This window comes from Leisingera sp. SA215, from assembly GCF_055902035.1.
On sequence record NZ_JBVVXU010000005.1, the window covers coordinates 162,127 to 183,390 of the forward strand.

22 protein-coding genes are annotated in these 21,264 nt (G+C 63.8%); 6 read left to right on the forward strand and 16 right to left on the reverse strand.

What is annotated here, in order from left to right; all coding sequences use genetic code 11:
• Positions 1 to 23 precede the first annotated feature (23 nt).
• The 6 genes from AC0KW6_RS07875 (at position 24) to AC0KW6_RS07900 (ending at position 6,984) form a co-directional block, all read left to right on the forward strand.
• On the forward strand, positions 24 to 1,454 hold the full coding sequence (locus AC0KW6_RS07875) for a 1-acyl-sn-glycerol-3-phosphate acyltransferase (protein WP_474034615.1): 1,431 nt from the start codon (positions 24 to 26) through the stop codon (positions 1,452 to 1,454).
• A gap of 112 nt (positions 1,455 to 1,566) precedes the next feature.
• Positions 1,567 to 2,853: a crotonyl-CoA carboxylase/reductase gene (ccrA, locus tag AC0KW6_RS07880; RefSeq protein ID WP_323782834.1), complete on the forward strand. Its 1,287-nt coding sequence runs from the start codon at positions 1,567 to 1,569 to the stop codon at positions 2,851 to 2,853.
• A 341-nt stretch (positions 2,854 to 3,194) separates the two neighbouring features.
• Entirely contained in the window at positions 3,195 to 3,914 is a 720-nt protein-coding gene (locus tag AC0KW6_RS07885; RefSeq protein WP_323782836.1) for a helix-turn-helix transcriptional regulator, read from the forward strand.
• Between the two features lie 92 nt (positions 3,915 to 4,006).
• Positions 4,007 to 4,648: an acyl-homoserine-lactone synthase gene (locus tag AC0KW6_RS07890; RefSeq protein ID WP_474034616.1), complete on the forward strand. Its 642-nt coding sequence runs from the start codon at positions 4,007 to 4,009 to the stop codon at positions 4,646 to 4,648.
• A gap of 63 nt (positions 4,649 to 4,711) precedes the next feature.
• The gene (locus AC0KW6_RS07895) at positions 4,712 to 6,250 is read left to right on the forward strand and encodes an ATP-dependent DNA helicase (RefSeq protein WP_474034617.1); all 1,539 of its coding nucleotides are present in this window, start codon (positions 4,712 to 4,714) and stop codon (positions 6,248 to 6,250) included.
• Positions 6,247 to 6,984, forward strand: a complete 738-nt coding sequence (locus tag AC0KW6_RS07900) for an SDR family oxidoreductase (RefSeq protein WP_474034618.1) — start codon at positions 6,247 to 6,249, stop codon at positions 6,982 to 6,984. Before AC0KW6_RS07895 ends, AC0KW6_RS07900 begins: the two co-directional genes overlap by 4 nt.
• Before the next feature lie 179 nt (positions 6,985 to 7,163).
• Here the strand turns inward: AC0KW6_RS07900 and AC0KW6_RS07905 are convergent, their stop codons facing one another.
• The 16 genes from AC0KW6_RS07905 to paaE all read right to left on the reverse strand — a co-directional run bounded on the left by AC0KW6_RS07905 (position 7,164) and on the right by paaE (position 21,260).
• Positions 7,164 to 7,949, reverse strand: coding sequence for a TIGR02186 family protein (locus AC0KW6_RS07905; RefSeq protein WP_474034654.1), 786 nt, complete (start codon positions 7,947 to 7,949; stop codon positions 7,164 to 7,166).
• Between the two features lie 2 nt (positions 7,950 to 7,951).
• Positions 7,952 to 8,875 carry a sulfite exporter TauE/SafE family protein gene (locus AC0KW6_RS07910; protein WP_323784166.1) on the reverse strand — a complete coding sequence of 308 codons (924 nt, stop codon included), beginning with the start codon at positions 8,873 to 8,875 and terminating at the stop codon, positions 7,952 to 7,954.
• A gap of 94 nt (positions 8,876 to 8,969) precedes the next feature.
• Positions 8,970 to 9,929: a sulfite exporter TauE/SafE family protein gene (locus AC0KW6_RS07915; RefSeq protein WP_474034619.1), complete on the reverse strand. Its 960-nt coding sequence runs from the start codon at positions 9,927 to 9,929 to the stop codon at positions 8,970 to 8,972.
• A gap of 167 nt (positions 9,930 to 10,096) precedes the next feature.
• On the reverse strand, positions 10,097 to 11,062 hold the full coding sequence (locus AC0KW6_RS07920; protein WP_474034620.1) for an ABC transporter permease: 966 nt from the start codon (positions 11,060 to 11,062) through the stop codon (positions 10,097 to 10,099).
• Positions 11,062 to 12,156, reverse strand: coding sequence for an ABC transporter permease (locus tag AC0KW6_RS07925; RefSeq protein WP_474034621.1), 1,095 nt, complete (start codon positions 12,154 to 12,156; stop codon positions 11,062 to 11,064). The genes AC0KW6_RS07920 and AC0KW6_RS07925 overlap by 1 nt, the downstream gene beginning before the upstream one ends.
• Positions 12,156 to 13,685, reverse strand: coding sequence for an ABC transporter ATP-binding protein (locus AC0KW6_RS07930; RefSeq protein ID WP_323778061.1), 1,530 nt, complete (start codon positions 13,683 to 13,685; stop codon positions 12,156 to 12,158). The genes AC0KW6_RS07925 and AC0KW6_RS07930 overlap by 1 nt, the downstream gene beginning before the upstream one ends.
• Positions 13,682 to 14,035, reverse strand: coding sequence for a nuclear transport factor 2 family protein (locus tag AC0KW6_RS07935; protein ID WP_323778062.1), 354 nt, complete (start codon positions 14,033 to 14,035; stop codon positions 13,682 to 13,684). The genes AC0KW6_RS07930 and AC0KW6_RS07935 overlap by 4 nt, the downstream gene beginning before the upstream one ends.
• Positions 14,036 to 14,052: 17 nt before the next feature.
• Positions 14,053 to 15,048 (reverse strand): BMP family lipoprotein, encoded by a 996-nt coding sequence (locus AC0KW6_RS07940; protein ID WP_323778100.1) that lies wholly within the window; start codon positions 15,046 to 15,048, stop codon positions 14,053 to 14,055.
• A gap of 154 nt (positions 15,049 to 15,202) precedes the next feature.
• The gene (locus AC0KW6_RS07945; RefSeq protein WP_474034622.1) at positions 15,203 to 15,628 is read right to left on the reverse strand and encodes a GNAT family N-acetyltransferase; all 426 of its coding nucleotides are present in this window, start codon (positions 15,626 to 15,628) and stop codon (positions 15,203 to 15,205) included.
• Positions 15,621 to 16,217 carry a tRNA (adenosine(37)-N6)-threonylcarbamoyltransferase complex dimerization subunit type 1 TsaB gene (gene tsaB, locus AC0KW6_RS07950; RefSeq protein WP_474034623.1) on the reverse strand — a complete coding sequence of 199 codons (597 nt, stop codon included), beginning with the start codon at positions 16,215 to 16,217 and terminating at the stop codon, positions 15,621 to 15,623. Before tsaB ends, AC0KW6_RS07945 begins: the two co-directional genes overlap by 8 nt.
• A gap of 21 nt (positions 16,218 to 16,238) precedes the next feature.
• Positions 16,239 to 16,805, reverse strand: a complete 567-nt coding sequence (locus AC0KW6_RS07955; protein WP_323778068.1) for a NifU family protein — start codon at positions 16,803 to 16,805, stop codon at positions 16,239 to 16,241.
• Positions 16,806 to 16,874: 69 nt separating this feature from the next.
• The gene (locus tag AC0KW6_RS07960; protein WP_323778069.1) at positions 16,875 to 17,474 is read right to left on the reverse strand and encodes a 2-hydroxychromene-2-carboxylate isomerase; all 600 of its coding nucleotides are present in this window, start codon (positions 17,472 to 17,474) and stop codon (positions 16,875 to 16,877) included.
• Positions 17,475 to 17,493: 19 nt separating this feature from the next.
• Positions 17,494 to 17,949 (reverse strand): universal stress protein, encoded by a 456-nt coding sequence (locus AC0KW6_RS07965; protein WP_323778071.1) that lies wholly within the window; start codon positions 17,947 to 17,949, stop codon positions 17,494 to 17,496.
• A 233-nt stretch (positions 17,950 to 18,182) separates the two neighbouring features.
• Complete coding sequence (locus AC0KW6_RS07970; protein WP_323778073.1) at positions 18,183 to 19,046, reverse strand: branched-chain amino acid aminotransferase; 864 nt, start codon at positions 19,044 to 19,046, stop codon at positions 18,183 to 18,185.
• A gap of 354 nt (positions 19,047 to 19,400) precedes the next feature.
• Positions 19,401 to 20,162 carry a Phenylacetic acid catabolic protein gene (locus tag AC0KW6_RS07975; protein WP_323778075.1) on the reverse strand — a complete coding sequence of 254 codons (762 nt, stop codon included), beginning with the start codon at positions 20,160 to 20,162 and terminating at the stop codon, positions 19,401 to 19,403.
• A 24-nt stretch (positions 20,163 to 20,186) separates the two neighbouring features.
• The gene (paaE, locus tag AC0KW6_RS07980; RefSeq protein WP_323778077.1) at positions 20,187 to 21,260 is read right to left on the reverse strand and encodes a 1,2-phenylacetyl-CoA epoxidase subunit PaaE; all 1,074 of its coding nucleotides are present in this window, start codon (positions 21,258 to 21,260) and stop codon (positions 20,187 to 20,189) included.
• Positions 21,261 to 21,264: the final 4 nt, after the last annotated feature.

The window sequence follows — 21,264 nt, forward strand, 5'->3', positions numbered from 1 at the left end:
CGGGCCTGGGCAACTGTCCCTTTATGACGCAGACCGTGGAACTTCCGCTTTGGCTCTTTGTGCTGATCGTGGGCTTTGCCGCGGTGACCCTTGCCTCGCATTTTCTGTTCCCCTCGGTGCGCTGGTTCTTCCGGCGGCGGCTGGAACGCGCTGTGGCGCGGCTGAACCAGCGGCTGGAGCGCCCGATTGAGCCGTTCAAGCTGACCCGCCGCTATGACTTGATTCAACGATTGATCCATGATCCGCAGGTGGCCCAGGCGGCGGTGGATCATGCGGCGGCAGAAGGCATCCCGGAAAACGTGGCATTCGAGCAGGTGCGCCGTTATGCCCGCGAAATTGTGCCCGGATTTTCCGCCTTTGCCTATTTCGGCCTCGCCATCCGCGCGGCGCGGCTGCTGTCCAACGCGGTCTACAGGGTGCGGCTGGGCCACCAGGACGAGGCGGCGCTGCGGGCCATCGACCCGGATGCGACGGTGGTCTTTGTGATGAATCACCGCTCCAATATGGACTATGTGCTGGTCACCTATCTGGCGGCGGAACGTTCGGCGCTGTCTTATGCGGTGGGGGAATGGGCGCGGGTCTGGCCGCTCAGCCGCCTGATTCGGGCGATGGGGGCCTATTTCATCCGCCGCCGTTCGCGCAATGATCTTTACCGCAAAGTGCTGGCGGCCTACGTGCGGCTGGCCACGCGGGGCGGTTCCACCCAGGCGATGTTCCCCGAAGGGGGCCTCAGCCTGGATGGTGCGATCGCTGCCCCCAGGCTGGGCCTGCTGAAATACATCGTCGAGGGCTATGACCCGGACGGGCGTGATGTGGTCTTTGTGCCAGTGGCGCTGAATTACGACCGGGTGCTGGAAGACAGGATCCTGACATCTGCCGCCAAGGATGGAGACCGGAGATTCCGCGCCCGCATCGGCCTGGTCGCGCTGCGGCTGTTACGGCTGCTGTGGCTGTGGATGACCGGGCGTTACTACCGTTCGGGCTATGCCGGGGTGAACTTTGGCCGCCCTCTCAGCCTGGCCGCGTTCAAAGCCGGGCGGGACGGCGATATGACAAGGCCGCTGGGACGGGAATTGATGGCGCGGATCAGCGCCATTGTTCCGGTGCTGCCGGTGCCGCTGATCGCCGCCATCCTGCAGCAGCACGGCGCCCTCAGCCGCGCCGCTGTTGAGCATCGGCTGGCGGAACTGATTGCGGCGATGCCGATGGCCCATGCCCACATGCCGCGGGAAAACCTGGGTTATGCCGCGGACGCAGGGCTGCGGCAACTGGCGCGGCGCGGGCTCATCACCGAGGACAACGGCCGGTTCAGCCCGGTTGCGGCGCGGCGCGACCTGCTGGCCTTCTATGCCAATTCCATCCGCCACCTGTTGCCAAGGAATGGTGCGCATCCGGATGGCGGGGATGGTTTTTCTGCAGATGCCAAGGGCAATGCTGCATCTGCAGGGTTATAAAATTACCCATACCTGGCAAAAGGGGTTGCATTATTACCCTACCGATCCTATCCCTCATGTAACCGCTGCGATTCTGCACCGCGGCAATTGATAGGATGCAAAGGAGGCCATCATGGCATTGGATACCCAGACTGACGTCATGTCGTACGAGGCGCCCGAGAAAGATCTTTATGAGATGGGCGAAATGCCCCCGATGGGCTATGTGCCCAAAAAGATGTACGCATGGGCGATCCGCAAAGAGCGCCACGGCGAGCCGAACACTGCGATGGAGCAGGAAGTGGTCGACGTGCCGGAGCTGGACAGCAATGAGGTGCTGGTTCTGGTGATGGCCGCGGGCGTCAACTACAATGGCGTCTGGGCCTCCCTTGGCACGCCGATCTCGCCCTTTGACGGCCACAAGGCCCCCTATCACATTGCCGGTTCCGATGCTGCCGGCATCGTCTGGGCGGTAGGCTCCAAGGTCACCCGCTGGAAAGTCGGCGACGAGGTGGTGATCCACTGCAACCAGGACGACGGCGACGACGAGGAATGCAACGGCGGCGACCCGATGTATTCGCCCAGCCAGCGGATCTGGGGCTACGAAACCCCGGATGGGTCGTTTGCCCAGTTCACCAATGTGCAGGCCCAGCAGCTGATGCCGCGTCCCAAGCATCTGACCTGGGAAGAAAGCGCCTGCTACACGCTGACGCTGGCCACCGCCTACCGGATGCTGTTCGGCCACGAGCCGCATGACCTGAAGCCGGGCCAGAACGTGCTGGTCTGGGGCGCTTCGGGCGGCCTGGGGTCTTATGCGATCCAGCTGATCAACACCGCCGGCGCCAACGCCATCGGCGTGATCTCGGATGAAAGCAAACGCGACTTTGTCATGGGACTGGGCGCCAAGGGCGTTCTGAACCGCAAGGACTTCAACTGCTGGGGCCAGCTGCCCACGGTGAACACGCCCGAATATGCCAATTGGTTCAAGGAAGCCCGCAAGTTCGGCAAGGCGATCTGGGACATCACCGGCAAAGGCGTGAATGTCGACATGGTGTTCGAACACCCCGGCGAAAGCACCTTTCCGGTCTCCACCTTCGTGGTGAAAAAAGGCGGCATGGTTGTGATCTGCGCCGGCACCACCGGCTATAACCTGACCTTCGACGTGCGCTATATGTGGATGCACCAGAAGCGTCTGCAGGGCTCGCACTTTGCGCATCTGAAACAGGCCGCCGCGGCGAACAAGCTGATGGTCGAGCGCCGCCTGGACCCCTGCATGTCCGAGGTCTTTACCTGGAACGACCTGCCTGAGGCGCATATGAAAATGCTGCGCAACGAGCACCTTCCCGGCAATATGTCGGTGCTGGTGCAGGCGCCGAAGACCGGCCTGCGCACCCTTCAGGATGTGCTCGAGGCCAAAAGCTGATCCTCTGTCTGATCTAAACCGGACTTAAGGCGCGCCGCGAATCACATAGGTGATTCGCGGTTTTTTGTTACTTTATTTCAGCAGGTTGCCCGCTGAACTTTTCTGTTTCCGGGGGGGGCGGTTCGGAGGCCGCGCAATCAGGCTGTTGCTGCTCCGCTTCCGGCGCAACATCTGCGCAATCGGGTGCCGGGCCGCAGGAAATTGGCTGTCTCCCGGAGGTTGCCATTGACCGCGCAGCGTCCCGCGCTGCAAAAGAGCGGTATTTGTTTTAAACGAAGCCTGATACAACCTTGCTGGTTGCGAAACGCCGGATCGGGCAGGCTCTGAATTGGTATGCGGCAATGGCACAAAAGGCAGGACTGGACCGGATTCTGGAGGCGCTCGACGCCACCGAAACCCTTGATGGGCTGCAATCGATCATTGATCAGGTGTGCGATGTGTTCGGGGTCGATCATGCCATGTATCACTGGGTCGACAGCGCCGGCGACCACTACTATTTCGGCACCTATCCGCCGGCCTGGATCGAACGCTACCAGGAAATGGCCTATGTGCGGGTCGATCCGGTGGTGGCCGGCTGTTATCAGCGTTTCCACCCGGTTGACTGGAAGCGGCTGGACTGGTCGCCGAAACCGGCGCGCGAGTTCCTGAAAGACGCGCTGGAGCATGGGGTCGGCAACCAAGGCTATTCCATTCCGATCCGCGGGCCGAACGGGCAATTTGCGGTGTTTACCGTCAGCCACAATTGCGACGACGAGGCCTGGGAGAAACTGACGCAGCGCTACAGCCGCGATATGATCCTGATGGCGCATTATTTCAACCGCAAGGCGCTAGAGTTTGAACCCAGCCGCAGCCCTGAGCAGGCTCAGCCGCTGTCGCCGCGTGAAGTGGATGCGCTGACATTGCTGGCCATCGGCTACAGCCGTGCGCAGGTGGCCAAGACCCTGGCAATCTCCGAGCATACTCTGCGTGTCTATATTGAAAGCGCCCGGTTCAAGCTTGGGGCGATCAATACGACGCACGCCATAACCCGGGCCATGACACTCGGATTTATCGTAGTTTAACGTTAGAGTGTGATCGCTGCGGTAAGCACACTCTAAAATTGAATAACTCAAGCGTAACCTGTCCCCACTTTTAACCAAAAGGGGACTATTCAATGCTTCGTTATATCTACGGCCATGATCTTCACAACCACGCCGGCCTCGCGCACTCGATGTTCCGCGACCGGGCGGATCAATTCCGGGCCCGGCTGGGCTGGGAGGTGCACGTGGACTGCAAGGGGGAGGAGCGCGACCAGTATGATCAGCTGGATCCGCTTTATGTGATCTGGGAAATGCCGGATGGCAGCCATGGCGGCTCCATGCGGTTTCTTCCGACAACTGGTCCGGTGATGGTCAATGACGTCTTTCTTGACCTGGCCGGCGGGGTGCCGATCTGCAGCCCGCTGATCTGGGAATGCACCCGTTTCTGCCTGTCACGCAACGCGGGCGGCAATGCGGCGGGGGCGCTGACCCTGGGCGGGGTCGAGATCATGCGCAATTTTTCCATCGCCCATTTCGCCGGTGTCTTCGACCGGCGCATGGTGCGGATCTACTGCAGCCTCGGCTTCAGCCCGGAGATCATCGGCACCCGGGGCGAAGGCCGTGAACGGGTCTGCCTTGGCCTGTGGGAATACACGCCCGGGGTTTATCAGGCCGTTGCCTCCAAGGCCGGAATCGCCCCCGAATTGTCGCAGATCTGGTTTGACCTTTCCTTCGGGGCCGCGGGGGCGGCAGCCCCCATGGCACTCACGGGCTGATTGAAGCGGAATCCGGGGCCGGATCCTCTGGCGGACCCGGTCCCGCGGCTGTAGGGTCGCGCAATGACAGCTCTGCCCGTACAGTTTTCCGACGACCAGGCCACCGCTTTTGACAGCGTGACCGAACTCCTGCGCAAGGCGGGGGTGGATCTTGATGACGGGCTGTTGCAGCCGCCCCGCGGCGACGCCGGGGTGATGGCCGTGATCGGCAAGGCCGGATCAGGCAAGACGCTGCTGCTGGCCGAGCTTTACAAGGCGCTGGAGCAGGCCGGGGTTGAGGTCGTCTCGGGCGATTATGAAAGCCGCAAGAAAGGCGACGACCGCCGCACCCTGGCGATCCTGGCGCCGACCAACAAGGCGGCCAGCGTCCTGCGCCTGCGCGGCGTGCCTGCAACCACCATCCACCGCATTCTTTACACGCCGGTCTATGACCCGGAATACGAACGCATCGCCGAATGGCTGGCAGGGCAGGGCGACAAACCCGCAATCGAAGGGCTGACCGAAGACGCCCTGGCCCGCGCGGCTGCGTTCTACGAGAAAAACAAGTCGATCCCCGGCGCCCTGGCCGCGGCAGGCCTGCGCGGCTCTGACTTCATCACCGGCTGGAAACGGCGGGAGGAGCCGCTGGATATCGGTTTTGTCGATGAAGCCTCGATGCTGGACGACCGCCAGTTCGAAGACCTGAAAGAGATCTTTCCAAATCTGGTGCTGTTTGGCGACCCGGCGCAGCTGGCCCCGGTCAACCAGTCGGGGTCTATGGTGTTCGACACCCTGCCGGAGCCGCAGCGCCTGATCCTGAACCGCATTCACCGGCAGGAGGCCGGCAACCCGATCCTGGATCTCGCCCATGCTCTGGCCGATCCGCAGCTGGGGTTCGAGGATTTCGAGCGGATGGTCGAAGACACCGCACGGCGCGACGACCGCGTAGTCTGGGGCCAGCGGGTGGAGGTCGATCTGATGGCACGTTCGCCGGTGCTTGTCTGGCGCAACAATACACGGATCCGGCTGATCAACGCCTTCCGCGCCGTGCATGGCGCGCCGGAGGATGAGCTGATCGCCGGCGAGCCGCTGATCTGCGACGGTATCGAACTGCCGATGAAACACCGCAAGAAACGCCTGGATCTCGAGGCCCGCGGGCTGATCAAGGGCGCCCAGGTGATCTTTCTCGGCTCCGGCCGCAAACCCGGATTCTCCCGTTTGCATGTGATGGGGGCGGAAGACCCGCAGGTCTCTGCCGCCTCCATCGTCAAGATCGAGAAACCGGATGAGGAGGAGCCCTTCATCCCCTACGCCGCCCGCATGGGTGCCACCTTCCTGCACGGTGCGGCGGTGACCATACACAAGGCGCAAGGCTCGCAATGGGACACCACCCAGGTGTTCGCCCCTGATATTTACGCCGCCGCCCGCATGGGCCGGGTCGAAGCAGGCCAGCCGCTGTGGAAGCGCCTGGCCTATGTGGCGATCACCCGGGCGCAGGAGCGGCTGATCTGGGTGGTGCGCAACCGCCTGGCCAAGCCCTCAGGCCCGCTGCAGGTCGATGACCTGAAGGCCGTGCCTGCCGCGGCATTGACACTGGAAGCGCAAGAGGAGACCCCGGCATGAGCAAATCCATTCTGATCACCGGCGCCAGCTCCGGCATCGGCCGCGCTGCGGCAAAGGTATTCCTGGCCGAAGGCTGGCAGGTCGGGCTGCTGGCCCGCCGTGCGGACAGGCTGGCCGAGACGGCGCAGGGCCACGCCAACGCGCATGTGCTGCCCGCGGATGTGACCGACCCGGCAGCGGTGGATCACGCAGTGAACAGTTTTGCCATGGCCGCGGGGCGGCTGGACGTGCTGTTCAACAACGCAGGCATCTTTACACCGCCCGGCACCATTGATGAAATCCCGCTGGAAGACTGGTTTGCATCCGTCAACGTGAACCTCACCGGCATGTATCTGTCCGCCCGCGCCGCCTTCCGGCAGATGCGTCAGCAGACGCCCCAGGGCGGGCGGATCATCAACAACGGCTCCATCGCCGCGCATGTGCCGCGTCCGCAGTCGGCGCCTTACGCGGCGACCAAGGCGGCCATCACCGGTCTCACCAAAAGCCTGTCACTGGACGGACGGCCCTTTGATATCGCCTGCGGCCAGATCGACATCGGCAACACCCGCACGCCGATGGTCGAAGACCTGAGCCAGCGCCACGCCGACGCCAGCCCCGGTGCCGAGCCGATGCATACATTTGCGGTGGAAGACGCTGCCAGTTCAGTGCTGCACATGGCCGGTTTGCCGCTGGAAGCGAATGTGCAGTTCATGACAGTGATGGCCACCAAGATGCCCTATATCGGCCGGGGCTGATCTCTCCCGCCCGTCGCCGGCGCCTCAAAGATGCGCCGCTCCCGTTGGGCCTGGCGCTGCTCTGACGCGCAGCGCGCCTCCGGCGGGAGTATTTTCACAAAGCGGAAACAGGGGCTTTCATCTTTCCCGAATACTCCGGGGTGAATTGGCCGCGAGGCCAAAAGGGGCAGCGCCCCTCTTTACCGGTTCCTAAGCAGGCTGAAGGCGGCAGAGGCGCCCCAGCCGGAGGCAATTGCAATCACCAGCGCCATCAGGCCATACAAAAACGGCTGTTCGCGGGACATGGAATACAGAAACCGTTCCAGACCCACTTTGCGCACGTGGATCGTGGTCTCGTAGTTGGAGACAACCTCGCCGCCGCGGGTCAGGAAGATGCGGGTCTGGTATTCGCCTTCGGTCAGATCGGCGGGCATGTCGATGGCCGTGCGGAACAGGGTCTGTTCATCCACCGCCACGGTGTTTTCACGCAGCGAATACAGTCCGTTGCCTTCCCGGATGCGCACCACCGCGTCGGCAAATGCCTGGGCGCCGCGGATATGCATTGCCGCGCCGACAGAGCGGATCGCGCGGGCAATCGAGACCCGGAAGCGCAGGTCCTCGGTATCGGTCAGCACCTGGGCAAACGGTGCGCTGGTGGCCACTGCGTAAAAGGCAGGTGCCGAGTCGACCAGCACGCTGTCCACATTGACCCAGATGCCGAGTTTCTTTTCCTTGCGGCGGACCATAACGGCCGGGGCCGGGCCGGAAACGGTGACAATCACTTCCAGCGGCTCGCCAGACGGGATCGGGCTTTCCCGCTTTACCGCCCCGAAAACCAGGATCTCGGAACCGTCGAAAGTGGCGGTGATTGCAACCCGGTCCTGGCTGAGGCCCAGAACGACCTCTTCCTTGGCCGCTTGGGCCGCTGAATGCGGCAGCAGCACCAGGGCGGCGGCTGTCAGGACGGAAACAAGCAGCTTGCGCATCATCAGTGGCCTCCCGCATCGCCGAGTGAAAACAGTTCGGCCGGTTGCAGCAGCAGCTCAAGCCCCAGCTTGACGCAGACGATGATCACCATCAGCGCCAGCAGGATCCGCAGCTGTTCGGCTTTCAGATAGACACCGATGCGGGTGCCGATCTGGGCGCCGATCACGCCGCCGACCAGCAGCAGCACTGCCAGAACAATGTCCACGGTGTAATTGGTGGTGGCATGCAGCATGGTGGTGAAGGCGGTGACCAGGATGATCTGGAACAGCGAGGTGCCGACAACCACTTTGGTCGGCATGCCAAGGATGTAAATCATCGCCGGCACCATGATAAAGCCGCCGCCGACCCCCATGATGGCGGCCAGAATGCCGACGCAGATGCCGACCAGGACCGGCGGGATCACCGAGATATAAAGGCCCGAGGTGCGGAACCGCATCTTGAACGGCAGCGCATGCACCCAGCTGCGCTGGCGCCGTGCCGCCGGGGCCGTGCCGCCTGCTTTCTTGGATTTGCGGATGGCGTTCAGGCTTTCGATGAACATCAGCGCGCCAACCACGCCAAGGAAAACGACATAGCAGAGCTTGACCAGCAGATCGACCTGGCCGAGCGCCTTGAGGTAGTTGAACACCACCACCCCAAGCGCGGCCCCCATCAGGCCTCCGGCCTGCAGCACAAGCCCCATCTTGATGTCGACAGTGCGCCTTCGGAAATGCGCCAGCACGCCGGAAAAGGAAGAGGCGACAATCTGGTTCGCTTCCGTGGCGACAGCCACGGCGGGCGGGATGCCGATGAAAAACAATAGCGGCGTCATCAGGAAGCCGCCGCCGACTCCGAACATGCCCGAGAGAACCCCGACCATTCCCCCGAGGCCCAGGAGAAGGAAGGCATTGACCGAGACCTCAGCTATGGGAAGGTATATCTGCATGGTCCTTGTTAAACCGCAGTTCGTTCAAAAATCAATGATCTATGCCGCTCTGCAGCGTGCAGGACTGACGTGACGCGGAAAACTGGACTTATCATCACGGCGCAGCATCTGCCGCCGCCGTTTTCGCTGATCCGCCGCCGCTCAGTTCTGTCAGCGAAAACAGGTCGGCGGGTTCCAGCAGCAGCTCGAATCCGATCTTGACCGAGACAGACAGCACCAGCAGGGCAAGCAGCACCCGCAGCTGCTCTGCTTTCAGACGGGCGCCGATGCGGGTGCCCACCTGGGCCCCGGCCACTCCGCCCGCCAGCAGCAGCAGCGCCAGCATCACATCAACGGTGTAATTTGTGGTGGCATGCATCAGCGTGGTGAAACCGGCGACAAAGATGATTTGAAACAGCGATGTTCCGATCACCACTTTGGTCGGCATCCCCAGGATGTAGATCATCGCGGGCACCATGATGAATCCGCCGCCAACTCCCATGATGGCCGACAGCATGCCGACCCCGAAGCCGACCAGCGCCGGCGGGATGACCGAGATATAGAGGCCGGAGGCGCGGAACCGCATCTTGTAAGGCATGGTCTGCACCCACGAGCGCTGGCGGCGCTTGCAGGCGGGCGCCGGGCCGGCCAGACGCGCCTTGCGGATCGCGTTCACGCTTTCGACCAGCATCAGCCCGCCGATCACCCCCAGGAACAGCACGTAGCAAAGCTGCACGGCCAGATCGACCTGGCCAAGCTGCTTGAGGAAGTTGAAGATCACCATGCCGATCGCGGCGCCGATCAGCCCGCCGCCGAGCAGCACGTAGCCCATCTTCAGATCAACGGTCCGCCGCCGCAGATGCGCCATCAGGCCGGAAACGGAAGAGGCAACCACCTGATTGGCTGAGGTGGCAACTGCCACCGAAGGCGGTATGCCGATCAGGAACAGCAGCGGCGTGATCAGGAAACCGCCGCCGACGCCGAACATGCCGGACAGCACCCCGACGGCGCCGCCGATGCCCAGCAGCACCAGAAAGTTGACCGAGACTTCGGCAATGGGAAGGAAGACATACATGGCGGCTATACTGCAAGCCCGGCCTGCGGGGTCAACCTTGCAAGCGGCTTTGCGGGCAGCAGGACCGGCGCGCGGCCGCAGAAGATGGCTGGTCCCGGCCAAGACAGGCGGCGGCAACGGGAACGCCCGGCGCAGGGCAAGGCGTTCGGGAAGGGCTGGTGCAGCGCTCAGCGCTCCTTGACGTAAGGCTGCCCGCCGGCCCGCGGCGGGATCGCCTTGCCGACGAAGCCGGCCAGAATCACCACCGTCAGCACATAGGGCAGCGCGTCCATGGCCTGCACCGGAATGGTGATGCCGCCCAGCTCGATGTTCTGGAACCGCAGCGCGACGGCCTGCAGCAGGCCGAACAACAGGCAGGCGCCCATCGCGTGCCAGGGCCGCCACTTGGCAAAGATCAGCGCCGCCAGGGCGATGAAGCCGCGGCCTGCGGTCATGTCCTTGACAAAGCCTGCCTGCAGCGCGGTGGCCAGATAGGCGCCGGCAATGCCGCACAGCAGGCCGCAGATCATCACCGCCGCGTAGCGCAGGCCGACAACCGAGACGCCGGCCGTATCCACCGCCGCCGGGTTTTCGCCCACTGCGCGCAGGCGCAGGCCGAACCGGGTGCGGGACAGGATCCACCAGGTGGCAGGCACCGCCAGGAAGGCGATGTAGACCAGGATCGAATGGCCTGACAGCAGCCCGGCATAGATCGGACCCAGCACCGGCACTCCGGCCAGGCTGTCGGCAAAGGGCAGGGTGATCGGCCCGAACCGCCCGCCGCTGAACAGCGACGGGGTGCGGCCGCCCTGCTGGAACCAGTCCTGGGCGATCAGCACGGTCATGCCTGCGGCCAAAAAGTTGATGGCCACGCCGGAAATCAGCTGATTGCCGCGGAAGGTGATCGACGCCACCCCGTGCAGGCCGGCCAGCATTAGCGAAGAGCCGATACCCGCCAGAAGACCCAGCCAGACATTGCCGGTAACCGCCGCCACGGCAGCCGAAAAGAAGGCGGCCATCAGCATCTTGCCTTCCAGGCCGATGTCGAAGATGCCCGCGCGCTCGGAGTAGAGGCCTGCGAGGCAGGCCAGCAGCAGGGGCGTCGCCAGGCGGACGGTGGAATCCAAAAGCTGGATGATCGTCAGGAAATCCATCAGTTCGGCCCCTTCCGCACCGCGAGGAAGATCTTTTCAAGCGGCATCCGCACCATGTTGTCCAGCGCGCCGGTGAACAGGATCACCAAGGCCTGGATCACCACGATCAGCTCGCGCGGGATTGAGGTCCAGAGCGCCAGTTCGGCGCCGCCCTGATAGAGGAACCCGAACAGGATCGCCGCCAGAAACACGCCGAACGGGTGATTGCGGCCCATCAGCGCCACCGCAATGCCGATGAAGCCGGCGCCTTCGGTAGCGTTCAGCACCAGCCGCTCGGCCTCGCCCATGACGTTGTTGACCGCCATCATGCCTGCCAGTGCGCCGGAAATCAGCATCGCGATCATGACGGTCCGAACCGGGGAAATCCCGGCATAGCGCGCGCCGGGCTCTGATTTGCCAAGCGAGCGGATTTCATAACCCAGCGGCGTGCGCCAGATCAGCAGCCAGACAAACAGGCAGGCGCCGACGGCAACCAGCAGACTGACATTGGCAGGGGCGGACTTGGAAAAGCTGATGCCGATCGGGGCCAGAAGCTCATGCAGGGACGGCAGATGCACCGCTCCGGGGAAGCGCGCGGTGGCCGGATCCATCGAGCCTTCGGGGCGCAGCACGTTGACCAGCACATAATTCAGCACCGCCGCGGCGATGAAGTTGAACATGATGGTGGTGATCACGATATGGCTGCCGCGCCTGGCCTGCAGATAGGCAGGAATCGCGGCCCAGGCAGCGCCGAAAACCCCGGCGCCGAGCGCGGCAAAGACCAGCGCCAGCGACCAGTGCGGCCAGGGGATCAGCAGGCAAACCAGCGCCACGCCCAGGCCGCCCAGCATCGCCTGGCCTTCGCCGCCGATGTTGAACAGGCCCGCATGGGCAGCAACCGCCACCGCAAGGCCGGTGAACATGAAGTTGGTGGCGTAATAGAGCGTGTAGCCCCAGCCATAGGTCGAACCCAGGGCGCCATCGACCATCAGTTTGACCGCGGCCACCGGGTCTTCGCCGATCCCGAGGATCACCAGCGCCGACAGCAGGGCGGCCAGAGCCAGGCTGATCAGCGGGATCAGGACCACATCGGCCCATTTCGGCATCTTGTCCATTACGCGGCCTCCCCCGCGACACCGGCCATCAGCAGGCCAAGCTCTTTCTCGTCGGTCTGATCCGCCGGGCGCTCGCCCATGATCATGCCGTCAAACATCACCGCAACGCGGTCCGCCAGAGACAGGATTTCCTCCAGCTCGACCGAGACCAGCAGGATCGCCTTGCCCTGGTCGCGCAAGGCCACGATCTGTTTGTGAATAAATTCGATGGCGCCGATATCGACACCGCGGGTCGGCTGGCCGATCAGCAAAAGCTCCGGGTTGCGCTCAATTTCACGGGCCACCACGATCTTCTGCTGGTTGCCGCCGGAAAAGCTTTTGGCGGCCAGCCAGGGATCGGGCGGGCGCACGTCGAACTTCTCCATCTTGGCTTCGGTATCGGCCCGCAGGGCGGCATTATCCATCAAGAGGCCGCTCTGATAGGCCGGATCGCGGTGATAGCCGAAGGCCACATTCTCCCAGGCGTGGAAGTCCATGATAAGGCCCTCGCGCTGGCGGTCCTCCGGCACATGGCCGATACGGGCATGCCGCCGCGCACTGGCGTCCGATCCCGGACCGCGCAGGGGCAGGGGGGTGCCATGCAGTTTGATGCTGCCGCTGCCTGCGCGCATGCCGCCCAGAACTTCCAGCAGCTCTGACTGGCCGTTGCCGGCCACGCCTGCGATGCCGACAATCTCGCCCGCGCGCACCGTCAGGTCGATGCCTTTGATGCGTTCAACGCCGGCTTCATCCACCACCCGCAGGTTTTCAATCTCAAGGATCGGCGCGCCAGGCCGGGCCGGCACCTTGTCCACCCGCAACAGCACTTTGCGGCCCACCATCAGTTCGGCCAGGTGTTCGGGGCTGGTTTCCGCAGTCTGGACGGTGGCGGTCATCTCACCGCGCCGCATAACAGAAACCGTATCGGTATACTCCATGATCTCCCGCAGCTTGTGGGTGATCAGGATGATGGTCTTTCCCTCGGCCCGCAACCGGTCGAGAATGCGGAACAGCTGGTCGGCCTCGGACGGCGTCAGCACGCCGGTCGGCTCGTCCAGGATCAGGATCTCGGCCTTGCGGTAGAGCGCCTTCAGGATTTCAACCCGCTGCTGCGCGCCGACGCCGATCTCGTCGATACGCTTGTCGGGGTCGACGAACAGCTCGTATTCCGCCTCCAGCGCCTTCAGCTCCTTGCGGGCACGGCGCAGCGAGGGCATCAGCAGACCGCTGTCCTCCGCCCCCAGCACGATGTTCTCCAGCACGGTGAAATTCTCCACCAGCTTGAAATGCTGGAACACCATGCCGATGCCCGCGGCAATCGCTGCCTGGCTGTCGGGGATCGCGGTCCGTTTGCCCTTGATCCAGACCTCGCCCCTGTCGGCCTTGTAAAAGCCGTAGAGGATCGACATCAGCGTCGACTTGCCGGCACCGTTTTCCCCGATGATCCCGTGAATGGTGCCGGGGGCGACGCTGATGGAAATGTCCTTGTTTGCCTGGACCGGGCCAAAAGCCTTGGAAATGCCTTTGAGTTCAATGGCGGGGGCGGTCAATCGGGCTCTCCCATGCCTGTAAAGCCGATCAGCCGCACCACCTTGCCGTCTTCAAGATCGGCAAAATACTGGCCGCGCATCATCCGCTTGCCGTCTTTCTCAAAATCCACCGTGGCACGGGCATGGCCACGGTGCGCCGAGACGGCAACCACCGTGGCCGCGGCTCCGGGCATCATCGCGCTGAACTGTGCGACATACTCCAGATAGGCGCCGCGGCTTTCGATCGGGGCGGGGCAGTTGGGATCGGAGTAGTAGAAACGTGGCCCGATGGCCGCATCCGTTTTTGCGGCGCGGGTTTCGGGCGATGGGCCGCCCCAGGCCGCAAACAGAGTGTGAAGGGAACCTGTCATGGCCTGGGGCTTTCTGTTCAGAAGCTCATCGCCGGGCAGCTGTCATCCGACATGTAGTCATGCACCTTGATCTCGCCAGAGGCGATCTTGGCCGCGGCATCGTCCACCGCGGCCTGCATCTCAGCGGACACCAGCGGTGCGTTGTGCTCGTCCATGGCATAGCCGACACCGCCATTGGCCAGTCCCATGACCGAGAAGCCGGTTTCCATGTCAGCGCCATCGGAGAACGCCTCGAAAACCGCGTTGCCGACCTTTTTGGTCATCGAGGTCAATACCTTGCCCGGATGCAGGTGGTTCTGGTTGCTGTCGACACCGATCGACAGAATGCCTTCGTCGGCGGCGGTCTGCAGCACCCCGACACCAGTGCCGCCGGCCGCGGCGTAAACCACGTCAGCGCCCTGGCTGATCTGCGCCTTGGTCAGCTCAGACCCTTTCACCGGGTCGTTCCAGGCCGCCGGAGTGGTGCCGGTCATGTTGGAAATCACCTTGGCGTCCGGGTTGGCGGCCTTCACGCCCTCGGCATAGCCGCAGGCAAACTTGCGGATCAGCGGGATGTCCATACCGCCGATAAAGCCGACAGTGTTCGATTTCGACGCCATCGCCGCCATCATGCCAACCAGATAGGAGCCTTCGTGCTCGTTGAACACAACCGAGCGCACGTTGTCGCCTTCAACCACCATGTCGATGATGGTGAATTTTGTGTCCGGGTAATCGGCAGCCACCTGGCCCAGGGCATCGGCAAAGGCAAAGCCGACCATCACAATGGGGTTGGCGCCGGCCTCGGCAAAGCGGCGCAGCGCCTGCTCTCGCTGGGCTTCGGATTGCAACTCGATCTCGCGGTAGCTTTCGCCGGTCTCTTCGGCCCAGCGCTGGGCGCCGCCATGCGCTGCCTCGTTGAAGCTCTTGTCGAATTTGCCGCCCAGGTCGAAGATCAGCGCGGGTTCGGCCAGCGCGGCGCCTGCGGTCAGGGCCAGCGACGCGGCCGCGCCCATCAGCGATTTCATCAGGGTCATCAGGTCAACTCCCACTGTCATTATTGTTGGGTGCAGCGGGATTTTCCGCTGCCCGGCCCCGTTCAGGCCTAAAAGGGTGCGGCAATTTAGCCTGCTCGGCAGGCGGGGGGTCAACTGCTTTTTGACCATTTGGTGCGAAATCCGCGCAACTGGCCTAGCGTAAGGCTTTTCTCATCAGCAGCGCATCTGCGGCTTCTGCGCCATCCCGGCGGTAATAGCCGGCCCGGCGCCCGCATTCCGCGAATCCGCGGGCCTGGTACAATGCCTGCGCCGGGGCGTTGTCCGCGGCCACTTCCAGGAAGACCTCTGCCGCCCCGCGGTCCCGGACGGCTGTTTCCCAGCCCGCCATGCAGTCCTGTGCCAATCCCTGGCGCTGATGCGCAGGATGGGTGGCAATGGTCAGCAGCTCCGCCTCATCCGCGATCACCCGTCCCAGGGCAAAACAGCGTGAATCACCGGCGGTAAAAACCAGCGGGCTGTCCAGCAGGGAGGCAAACTCCGCGGCGGTCCAGGGGCGGGATCGGGTAAAGGCCGCGGCATGGGTCGCGGCCATCTTCTCGGGTGTCAGCGGGTCACTCATCAATCAGCGCGGGCGGAACGTCACTGGAAGGCGCCGCATCAGCTGCGCGCAGATACAACGGCGCAGGCGGCTCGGCCACGCTGCGGAACCGGGCCGCGGCATGGCGCGCAATGGCCTCGGCAATCCCTGCCGGGCTCGCCTCGGGGGCAAAGGCCAGCCCGGCACCGCGGGCGGCGTCCTCAGCCTCCTGGCGCGGCATCAGACGCGGTGCTTCGCCGGGCAAGGCAGCATAGACCTGATCGCGCGGCGCCGGCACCGCGGGCAGGGTGCCATCGGCGGCGCGGGCCTCAAAGCCGTCAACCCCCACAGCCGGAACCTCCAGCCCCAGTGCCAGTCCGCGGGCGGCGGAGACGGCGATGCGGATGCCGGTGAAATTACCGGGACCGATGCCAACGCCAATCGCATCCAGATCCTGCCAGGCGGCCCCGCCCTCGGACAGCACCTCCTCCAGCAGAACCATCAGCCGCTCGGCCTGGCCGCGGGTCATGTCCTCCAGCCGGGACACCAGCAGCCGGTCCCCGCGCAGCAAAGCGGCCGCGCAATGCGCGGCCGATGTGTCAAAACCCAGAACCAGCGGTTCAGCAGTCATCAGATGTCCTTTCGCAACCGCTCAGACGGCAACCGGGCGCACCTCGGTGACTTCCGGGATGTAATGGCGCAGCAGGTTCTCGATGCCCATCTTCAGTGTCAGGGTCGAGGACGGGCAGCCCGCACAGGCGCCCTGCATATGCAGATAGACCACACCGCGGTCAAAGCCGTGGAAGGTGATGTCGCCGCCATCCTGCGCCACCGCCGGGCGCACGCGGCTGTCCAGCAGTTCCTTGATCTGGTTGACGATCTCGGCGTCCTCGCCGGAATGTTCGGCATGGCCCGAGGCCGGATCGGCTGAGCCGTCCGCCATCACCGGCTGGCCGGACTGGTAATGCTCCATCACCGCGCCCAGAATGGCGGGTTTGATGTGGTCCCAGTCAACGCTGTCCGCCTTGGTGACGGTCACAAAGTCATTGCCAAAGAACACGCCGGTCACGCCCTCAACCGCAAAGATGCGGGAAGCCAGCGGCGAATTGCCCGCGGCATCGGCGCTGGGAAAGTCGGCGGTGCCTGCTTCCAGAACGGTCTGGCCCGGCAGGAATTTCAGCGTCGCCGGGTTGGGCGTGGATTCAGTCTGAATGAACATGTCGGGTCTCCGTTATGCGTGCCCCCGATATGCGCTCTGCGCGGCTTTAAGTCAAGATTTGGAACTGTTCTAAATTGTGCGGGCAGCGGCGTGGTCCAAAGCCTGCTCCAGCCGGTCGTCGCCCCAGAACAACTCTGTCCCGATCGTAAAGCTGGGCGCGCCGAAAATACCTGCGGCGCGGGCCGCATCCGTCTGCACACGCAGTGCCGATTTGATGCCGGGCGATTGCGCGCGCTCGATCAGGGCTGCATCAAGCCCAGCCTTGTGCAGGCAATCCAGCAGAACGGGTTCAGCGGAGATATCCGCGCCGTCGCCGAACTGGGCCCGGAACACGGCCTGCGCAAAGATTTCGATGCGGTCCTGCTCCGCTGCGGCCAGCGCCAGCCGTGCGGCCTTCAGCCCGTTTTGGGGGAACGGATCGGGTCGGCGGAACCGCAACCCGCGCGCCGCGCAGATCCGCTGCATGTCGCGCCACATGTAGCGGCCCTTGGCCGGATAGATGTTGAAGGGGGAGGTGTCCCAGCCCTGGGCGGTAAAGATGGGCCCCAGCAGAAACGGTTTCCAGGCAACAGCGACGCCCCGTGCCTGGGCGGCGCTGCTGATCCGCATCGCGCTGAGATAGGAGTAGGTGGAGGCAAACTCGAACCAGAAGGTGACACTGCGCCCCATTGCCTCTGCCTCCTGCCGGTCAGGTAATGGTTTCCAGCTTTTCTTTCGACAGGTCGCCCGGCACGATGGTGATCGGAACCGGCAGGGTGCCGGAATTCTTGGTCAGCTGGGTGACCAGCGGTCCCGGCCCCTTGCGCCCGGTGCCTGCACCCAGCACCAGCACGCCGATTTCCGCGTCGTCTTCGATATATTGCAGGATTTCCGGCACCGGTTCGCCTTCGCGGATCACCAGTTCCGGATCGACGTTCTGGCGGTCGCGCATCCATTTGGCGAAGACTTCGAAATGGGAGTGGATCCGCTCGCGCGCTTCCTCCCGCATCACTTCGCCGACACCGATCCAGTGGTTGAATTCGTCCGGCGGGATGACCGACAGAATTGTCACGCCCGCACCGGTGTGCGCCGCCCGCATCGCGGCAAAGCGCATCGCGTTCAGGCATTCGCGGCTGTCATCCAGGACCACTAGGAATTTGCGCATCTTCGCTCTCTCGTTGTTCCACCGCGGATCATGGCGCAAGCAGGCGCATCAGGCAATAGAGCCACAGCTGCCAAGCCGCTGTATTAATCTGGCTCTAGGCCGGCGGCGGTCCGCGGCCAGTGAATGCTCCCGCTGCCGCAGGGCTCTCCGGCTGTGCCGGAAACCCATCGGCGGCATTGGGCCGGGCGCCGCGCGTCCGCGAGGCGCGGTACCGCGCAGATGCGCGCTGTGCGTCACCGCCGGCCGGAGGCCCAATCCCAGTACATCTCGCGCACCCGCTTGGCGACCGGACCCGCCTGGTACTTGCAATCGTCAAACGCAGTGACCGGGGTCACCTTGCTCATATTGCCGGAAAGGAAGATCTCGTCGGCCTCTTCAAAGTCCTGATAGCCCAGCACGCATTCGTTCACGGTGAGGCCATCGGCCCGCATGTTGGCGATGTGGCGGGCGCGGGTGATGCCGGCCAGGAAGGTGCCGTTGGGGATCGGAGTGAACACCTCGCCGCCGCGCACCATGAAGACATTGGACGTCGCGGTCTCCGCCACATTGCCCATCGCATCCAGCACCAGCGCATTGGAGAACCCCTTGCTGCGGGCCTCCCGCAGCATCCGGGCATTGTTGGGATACAGGCAGCCGGCCTTGGCGTTCACCACCGCGTTTTCCAGCACCGGCCGGCGGAAGCGGGTGCGGGTGAGCGTAGCAGCGGCGGTTGCCGGCGCCATCGGGATTTCCTCCAGGCTGACCGCAAAGCACGTGCTGTCAGCCCTGGGGGCGATCAGGGTCTCATCGCCGTCGGTGGCCCAGTACATCGGGCGGATATAGACCGCAGCACCGGGTGCAAACCCCTCCAGCCCCTCGCGGACCAGCTCCGCCATCTGTTCTGCCGGCAGCGCAGGCGTCATCATCAGCGCCTCGGCCGAGGCATTGGTGCGGGCGCAGTGCAGGTCCAGATCCGGGATCATCCCGTCAAAGAACCGCGCGCCGTCGAAGACCGAGGATCCCAGCCACATTGCATGATCCGCGGCCCGCATCACCGCCAGGTTGCCGTCATGCCATTTGCCGTCGAAATAGGTCCGGATGCTGCTGCCTGCTGCCATTGTACTGCCCTCGTTTTACGATGCGGAAACTAGGCAGAGTCGGCACGACCGTCCAGACATGCTTGCTTGACAGGCGGATGGAATAGCTGTCTCGATGCGCTTATTCTGCATCTTTTTTATTGATTTTTCATCGGCTTAACGGTCGCGAACGGCAGGAAGTGACGCGGCGTCTTATAGGTCAGCATTGCTGCCCATTTGTTTCGCGCGCGAAACATTCGGACAGAATTGCTGACTTATTCAACCTATGCGTGTTGTGGCGCCAGGGTCCGGCGCGCCGGAAGGCGCGCCCGGCCCAACCGGGGCCGCGCATCCTGAGGCGCGCAGGCCCGGGCAGGAGTGTCCGGTCCCGCTTGCTTACGCAGCCGGTTTCAGTCCGCTCTTGCCCAGAACCGCCCCGGCGTCCTGCTGCCATCGGGCTTTCAAGCCGGCATTCGGGGTGCGGCGCAGGCCGATGGCCTTCAGCCCTTCGAACTTTTCCGAAGCTTCCTGGCCGAAGCTTGCCGCAACCCGCGGCCACCAGTAATCCGCCAGCTCTTGCAGCGCGGGCGCGCCTTGCGCCTCAACCAGCTGCATCAAGCCTTCTTCGGCCAGTTCCGCATGGTGCGCCTCGACCGGCAGAATAGCGCGGAACGCTTCGGCCAGCGGCTGGTAGGAGACATGCGACAGCTCCTCCAGCTGCAGCGTCACAGCACGGCCCATCAGAAGGTTCATCATCACCGCATCCGCCCAGCCTTCCAGCGGGTAGTTGAACACCGCCAGCCGCATGTCGTGCTTGGTCCGGCTCTGGCCGATATCGGCATCGCGCTCCAGCCGGGCGGTCCAGGGGTGGTGGTCGGCATAGCGCTCGGTGTCGGCGCCGAATTCCCCCATGATACGCAGCACCTTGTCGGCATGGTCGGTCTTTTCCAGCACGATGCGGGCGGCGGCAATGCGGGCCTTGATGCCGGGGCCTTCGTTGATGATGTCGGCAAAGCCGGCGGCGCCCGCCAGCTCGCTGTCGACAAAGGTCGCCATTATCTTCAGCAGCTCGGCGCGGTAGCGCGGCGGCACGTTGGACGGGTTGCTCAACACGCCGCCCTGGGCCAGATAGCTTTCGATGCTCATCTCTTCTGTCATGGTCTTGCTCCCTCGCTGTTGCCGTTACTGGTCGTAGTCGACCACGACATTGTCCGTCACCGGATAGGCCTGGCAGGACAGCACATAGCCCTTTTCGACCTCGTAATCCTCCAGCGCGTGATTGGCGACCATTTCGACCTCGCCCTCCAGCACCTTGCAGCGGCAGGTGGAGCAGACGCCGGCCTTGCAGGCGTATGGCGCGTCCATAGCGTTTTCCAGCGCGGCATCGAGCAGGGTCATGTCCTTGCCCATCTCGATGGTCTGGGTGGCGCCGTCCAGCGTGATGGCGGCCTTGGTCTGATTGGCGCCGGTCCCTGCATCCGCTGACTGAACCTTGCGTTTGGCGCGGCCCGGCTGGGCAGAGGCGAACAGTTCGAACTTGATCTGGCTGTCGTCCAGCCCTGCGGTGCGCAGCGCCGCGGCGATGCCCAGCATCATCGGTTCCGGACCGCAGATGAAGGCGGTGTCGACCGATTTGATGTCGATCCAATGCTCGAACAACTGGGCGCATTTGTCTTCGGTCACCAGGCCGGTGAAAAGGTCGATTTCCTGCGCATCCGTTTCCAGCACATGGATCACGTTGAAGCGGCCCATGTAGAGGTTCTTCAGATCCTCCAGCTCCTCGCGGAACATGATCGTGTTCACGCCCTTGTTGGCGTAGACCAGCGTGAAGGAGGCGTTTGGCTCGGCCGCCAGTGTGGTCTTGAGGATCGACAGCACCGGAGTGACGCCGGAACCGCCTGCAAAACCCAGGTAGTGCTTTTCGGCGCCTGCGTCGAGCGGGGTGAAGAAGCTCCCCATCGGCGGCATAGCCTGGAGGGTGTCGCCCGCCTTCAGTTCGGTATTGGCCCAGGTCGAAAAGGCGCCGCCGTCGACACGTTTGATGCCGACCTGCAGGATGCCCTCATCGCGGCCTGCACAGATCGAATAGCTGCGGCGCAGCTCCTCGCCGTCAAAGTCGCGGCGGAAGGTCAGATACTGGCCTTGGGTGAAATTGAACTCTTCAGCCGCGCCGTCCGCGGGCTTCAGGGTGACAACCACCGCATCGCGGATGGTCTTGCGGACGTCGGTGACTTCAAGGTCGTGAAAGCGCGCCATCAGG

Coding starts and splice junctions, on each gene's coding strand:
- AC0KW6_RS07875 (WP_474034615.1), top strand. CDS start 24: ATGACGCAGACCGTGGAACTTCCGCTTTGGCTCTTTGTGCTGATCGTG.
- ccrA (WP_323782834.1), top strand. CDS start 1,567: ATGGCATTGGATACCCAGACTGACGTCATGTCGTACGAGGCGCCCGAG.
- AC0KW6_RS07885 (WP_323782836.1), top strand. CDS start 3,195: ATGGCACAAAAGGCAGGACTGGACCGGATTCTGGAGGCGCTCGACGCC.
- AC0KW6_RS07890 (WP_474034616.1), top strand. CDS start 4,007: ATGCTTCGTTATATCTACGGCCATGATCTTCACAACCACGCCGGCCTC.
- AC0KW6_RS07895 (WP_474034617.1), top strand. CDS start 4,712: ATGACAGCTCTGCCCGTACAGTTTTCCGACGACCAGGCCACCGCTTTT.
- AC0KW6_RS07900 (WP_474034618.1), top strand. CDS start 6,247: ATGAGCAAATCCATTCTGATCACCGGCGCCAGCTCCGGCATCGGCCGC.
- AC0KW6_RS07905 (WP_474034654.1), bottom strand. CDS start 7,949: ATGCGCAAGCTGCTTGTTTCCGTCCTGACAGCCGCCGCCCTGGTGCTG.
- AC0KW6_RS07910 (WP_323784166.1), bottom strand. CDS start 8,875: ATGCAGATATACCTTCCCATAGCTGAGGTCTCGGTCAATGCCTTCCTT.
- AC0KW6_RS07915 (WP_474034619.1), bottom strand. CDS start 9,929: ATGTATGTCTTCCTTCCCATTGCCGAAGTCTCGGTCAACTTTCTGGTG.
- AC0KW6_RS07920 (WP_474034620.1), bottom strand. CDS start 11,062: ATGGATTTCCTGACGATCATCCAGCTTTTGGATTCCACCGTCCGCCTG.
- AC0KW6_RS07925 (WP_474034621.1), bottom strand. CDS start 12,156: ATGGACAAGATGCCGAAATGGGCCGATGTGGTCCTGATCCCGCTGATC.
- AC0KW6_RS07935 (WP_323778062.1), bottom strand. CDS start 14,035: ATGACAGGTTCCCTTCACACTCTGTTTGCGGCCTGGGGCGGCCCATCG.
- AC0KW6_RS07940 (WP_323778100.1), bottom strand. CDS start 15,048: ATGACCCTGATGAAATCGCTGATGGGCGCGGCCGCGTCGCTGGCCCTG.
- AC0KW6_RS07945 (WP_474034622.1), bottom strand. CDS start 15,628: ATGAGTGACCCGCTGACACCCGAGAAGATGGCCGCGACCCATGCCGCG.
- tsaB (WP_474034623.1), bottom strand. CDS start 16,217: ATGACTGCTGAACCGCTGGTTCTGGGTTTTGACACATCGGCCGCGCAT.
- AC0KW6_RS07955 (WP_323778068.1), bottom strand. CDS start 16,805: ATGTTCATTCAGACTGAATCCACGCCCAACCCGGCGACGCTGAAATTC.
- AC0KW6_RS07960 (WP_323778069.1), bottom strand. CDS start 17,474: ATGGGGCGCAGTGTCACCTTCTGGTTCGAGTTTGCCTCCACCTACTCC.
- AC0KW6_RS07965 (WP_323778071.1), bottom strand. CDS start 17,949: ATGCGCAAATTCCTAGTGGTCCTGGATGACAGCCGCGAATGCCTGAAC.
- AC0KW6_RS07970 (WP_323778073.1), bottom strand. CDS start 19,046: ATGGCAGCAGGCAGCAGCATCCGGACCTATTTCGACGGCAAATGGCAT.
- AC0KW6_RS07975 (WP_323778075.1), bottom strand. CDS start 20,162: ATGACAGAAGAGATGAGCATCGAAAGCTATCTGGCCCAGGGCGGCGTG.
- paaE (WP_323778077.1), bottom strand. CDS start 21,260: ATGGCGCGCTTTCACGACCTTGAAGTCACCGACGTCCGCAAGACCATC.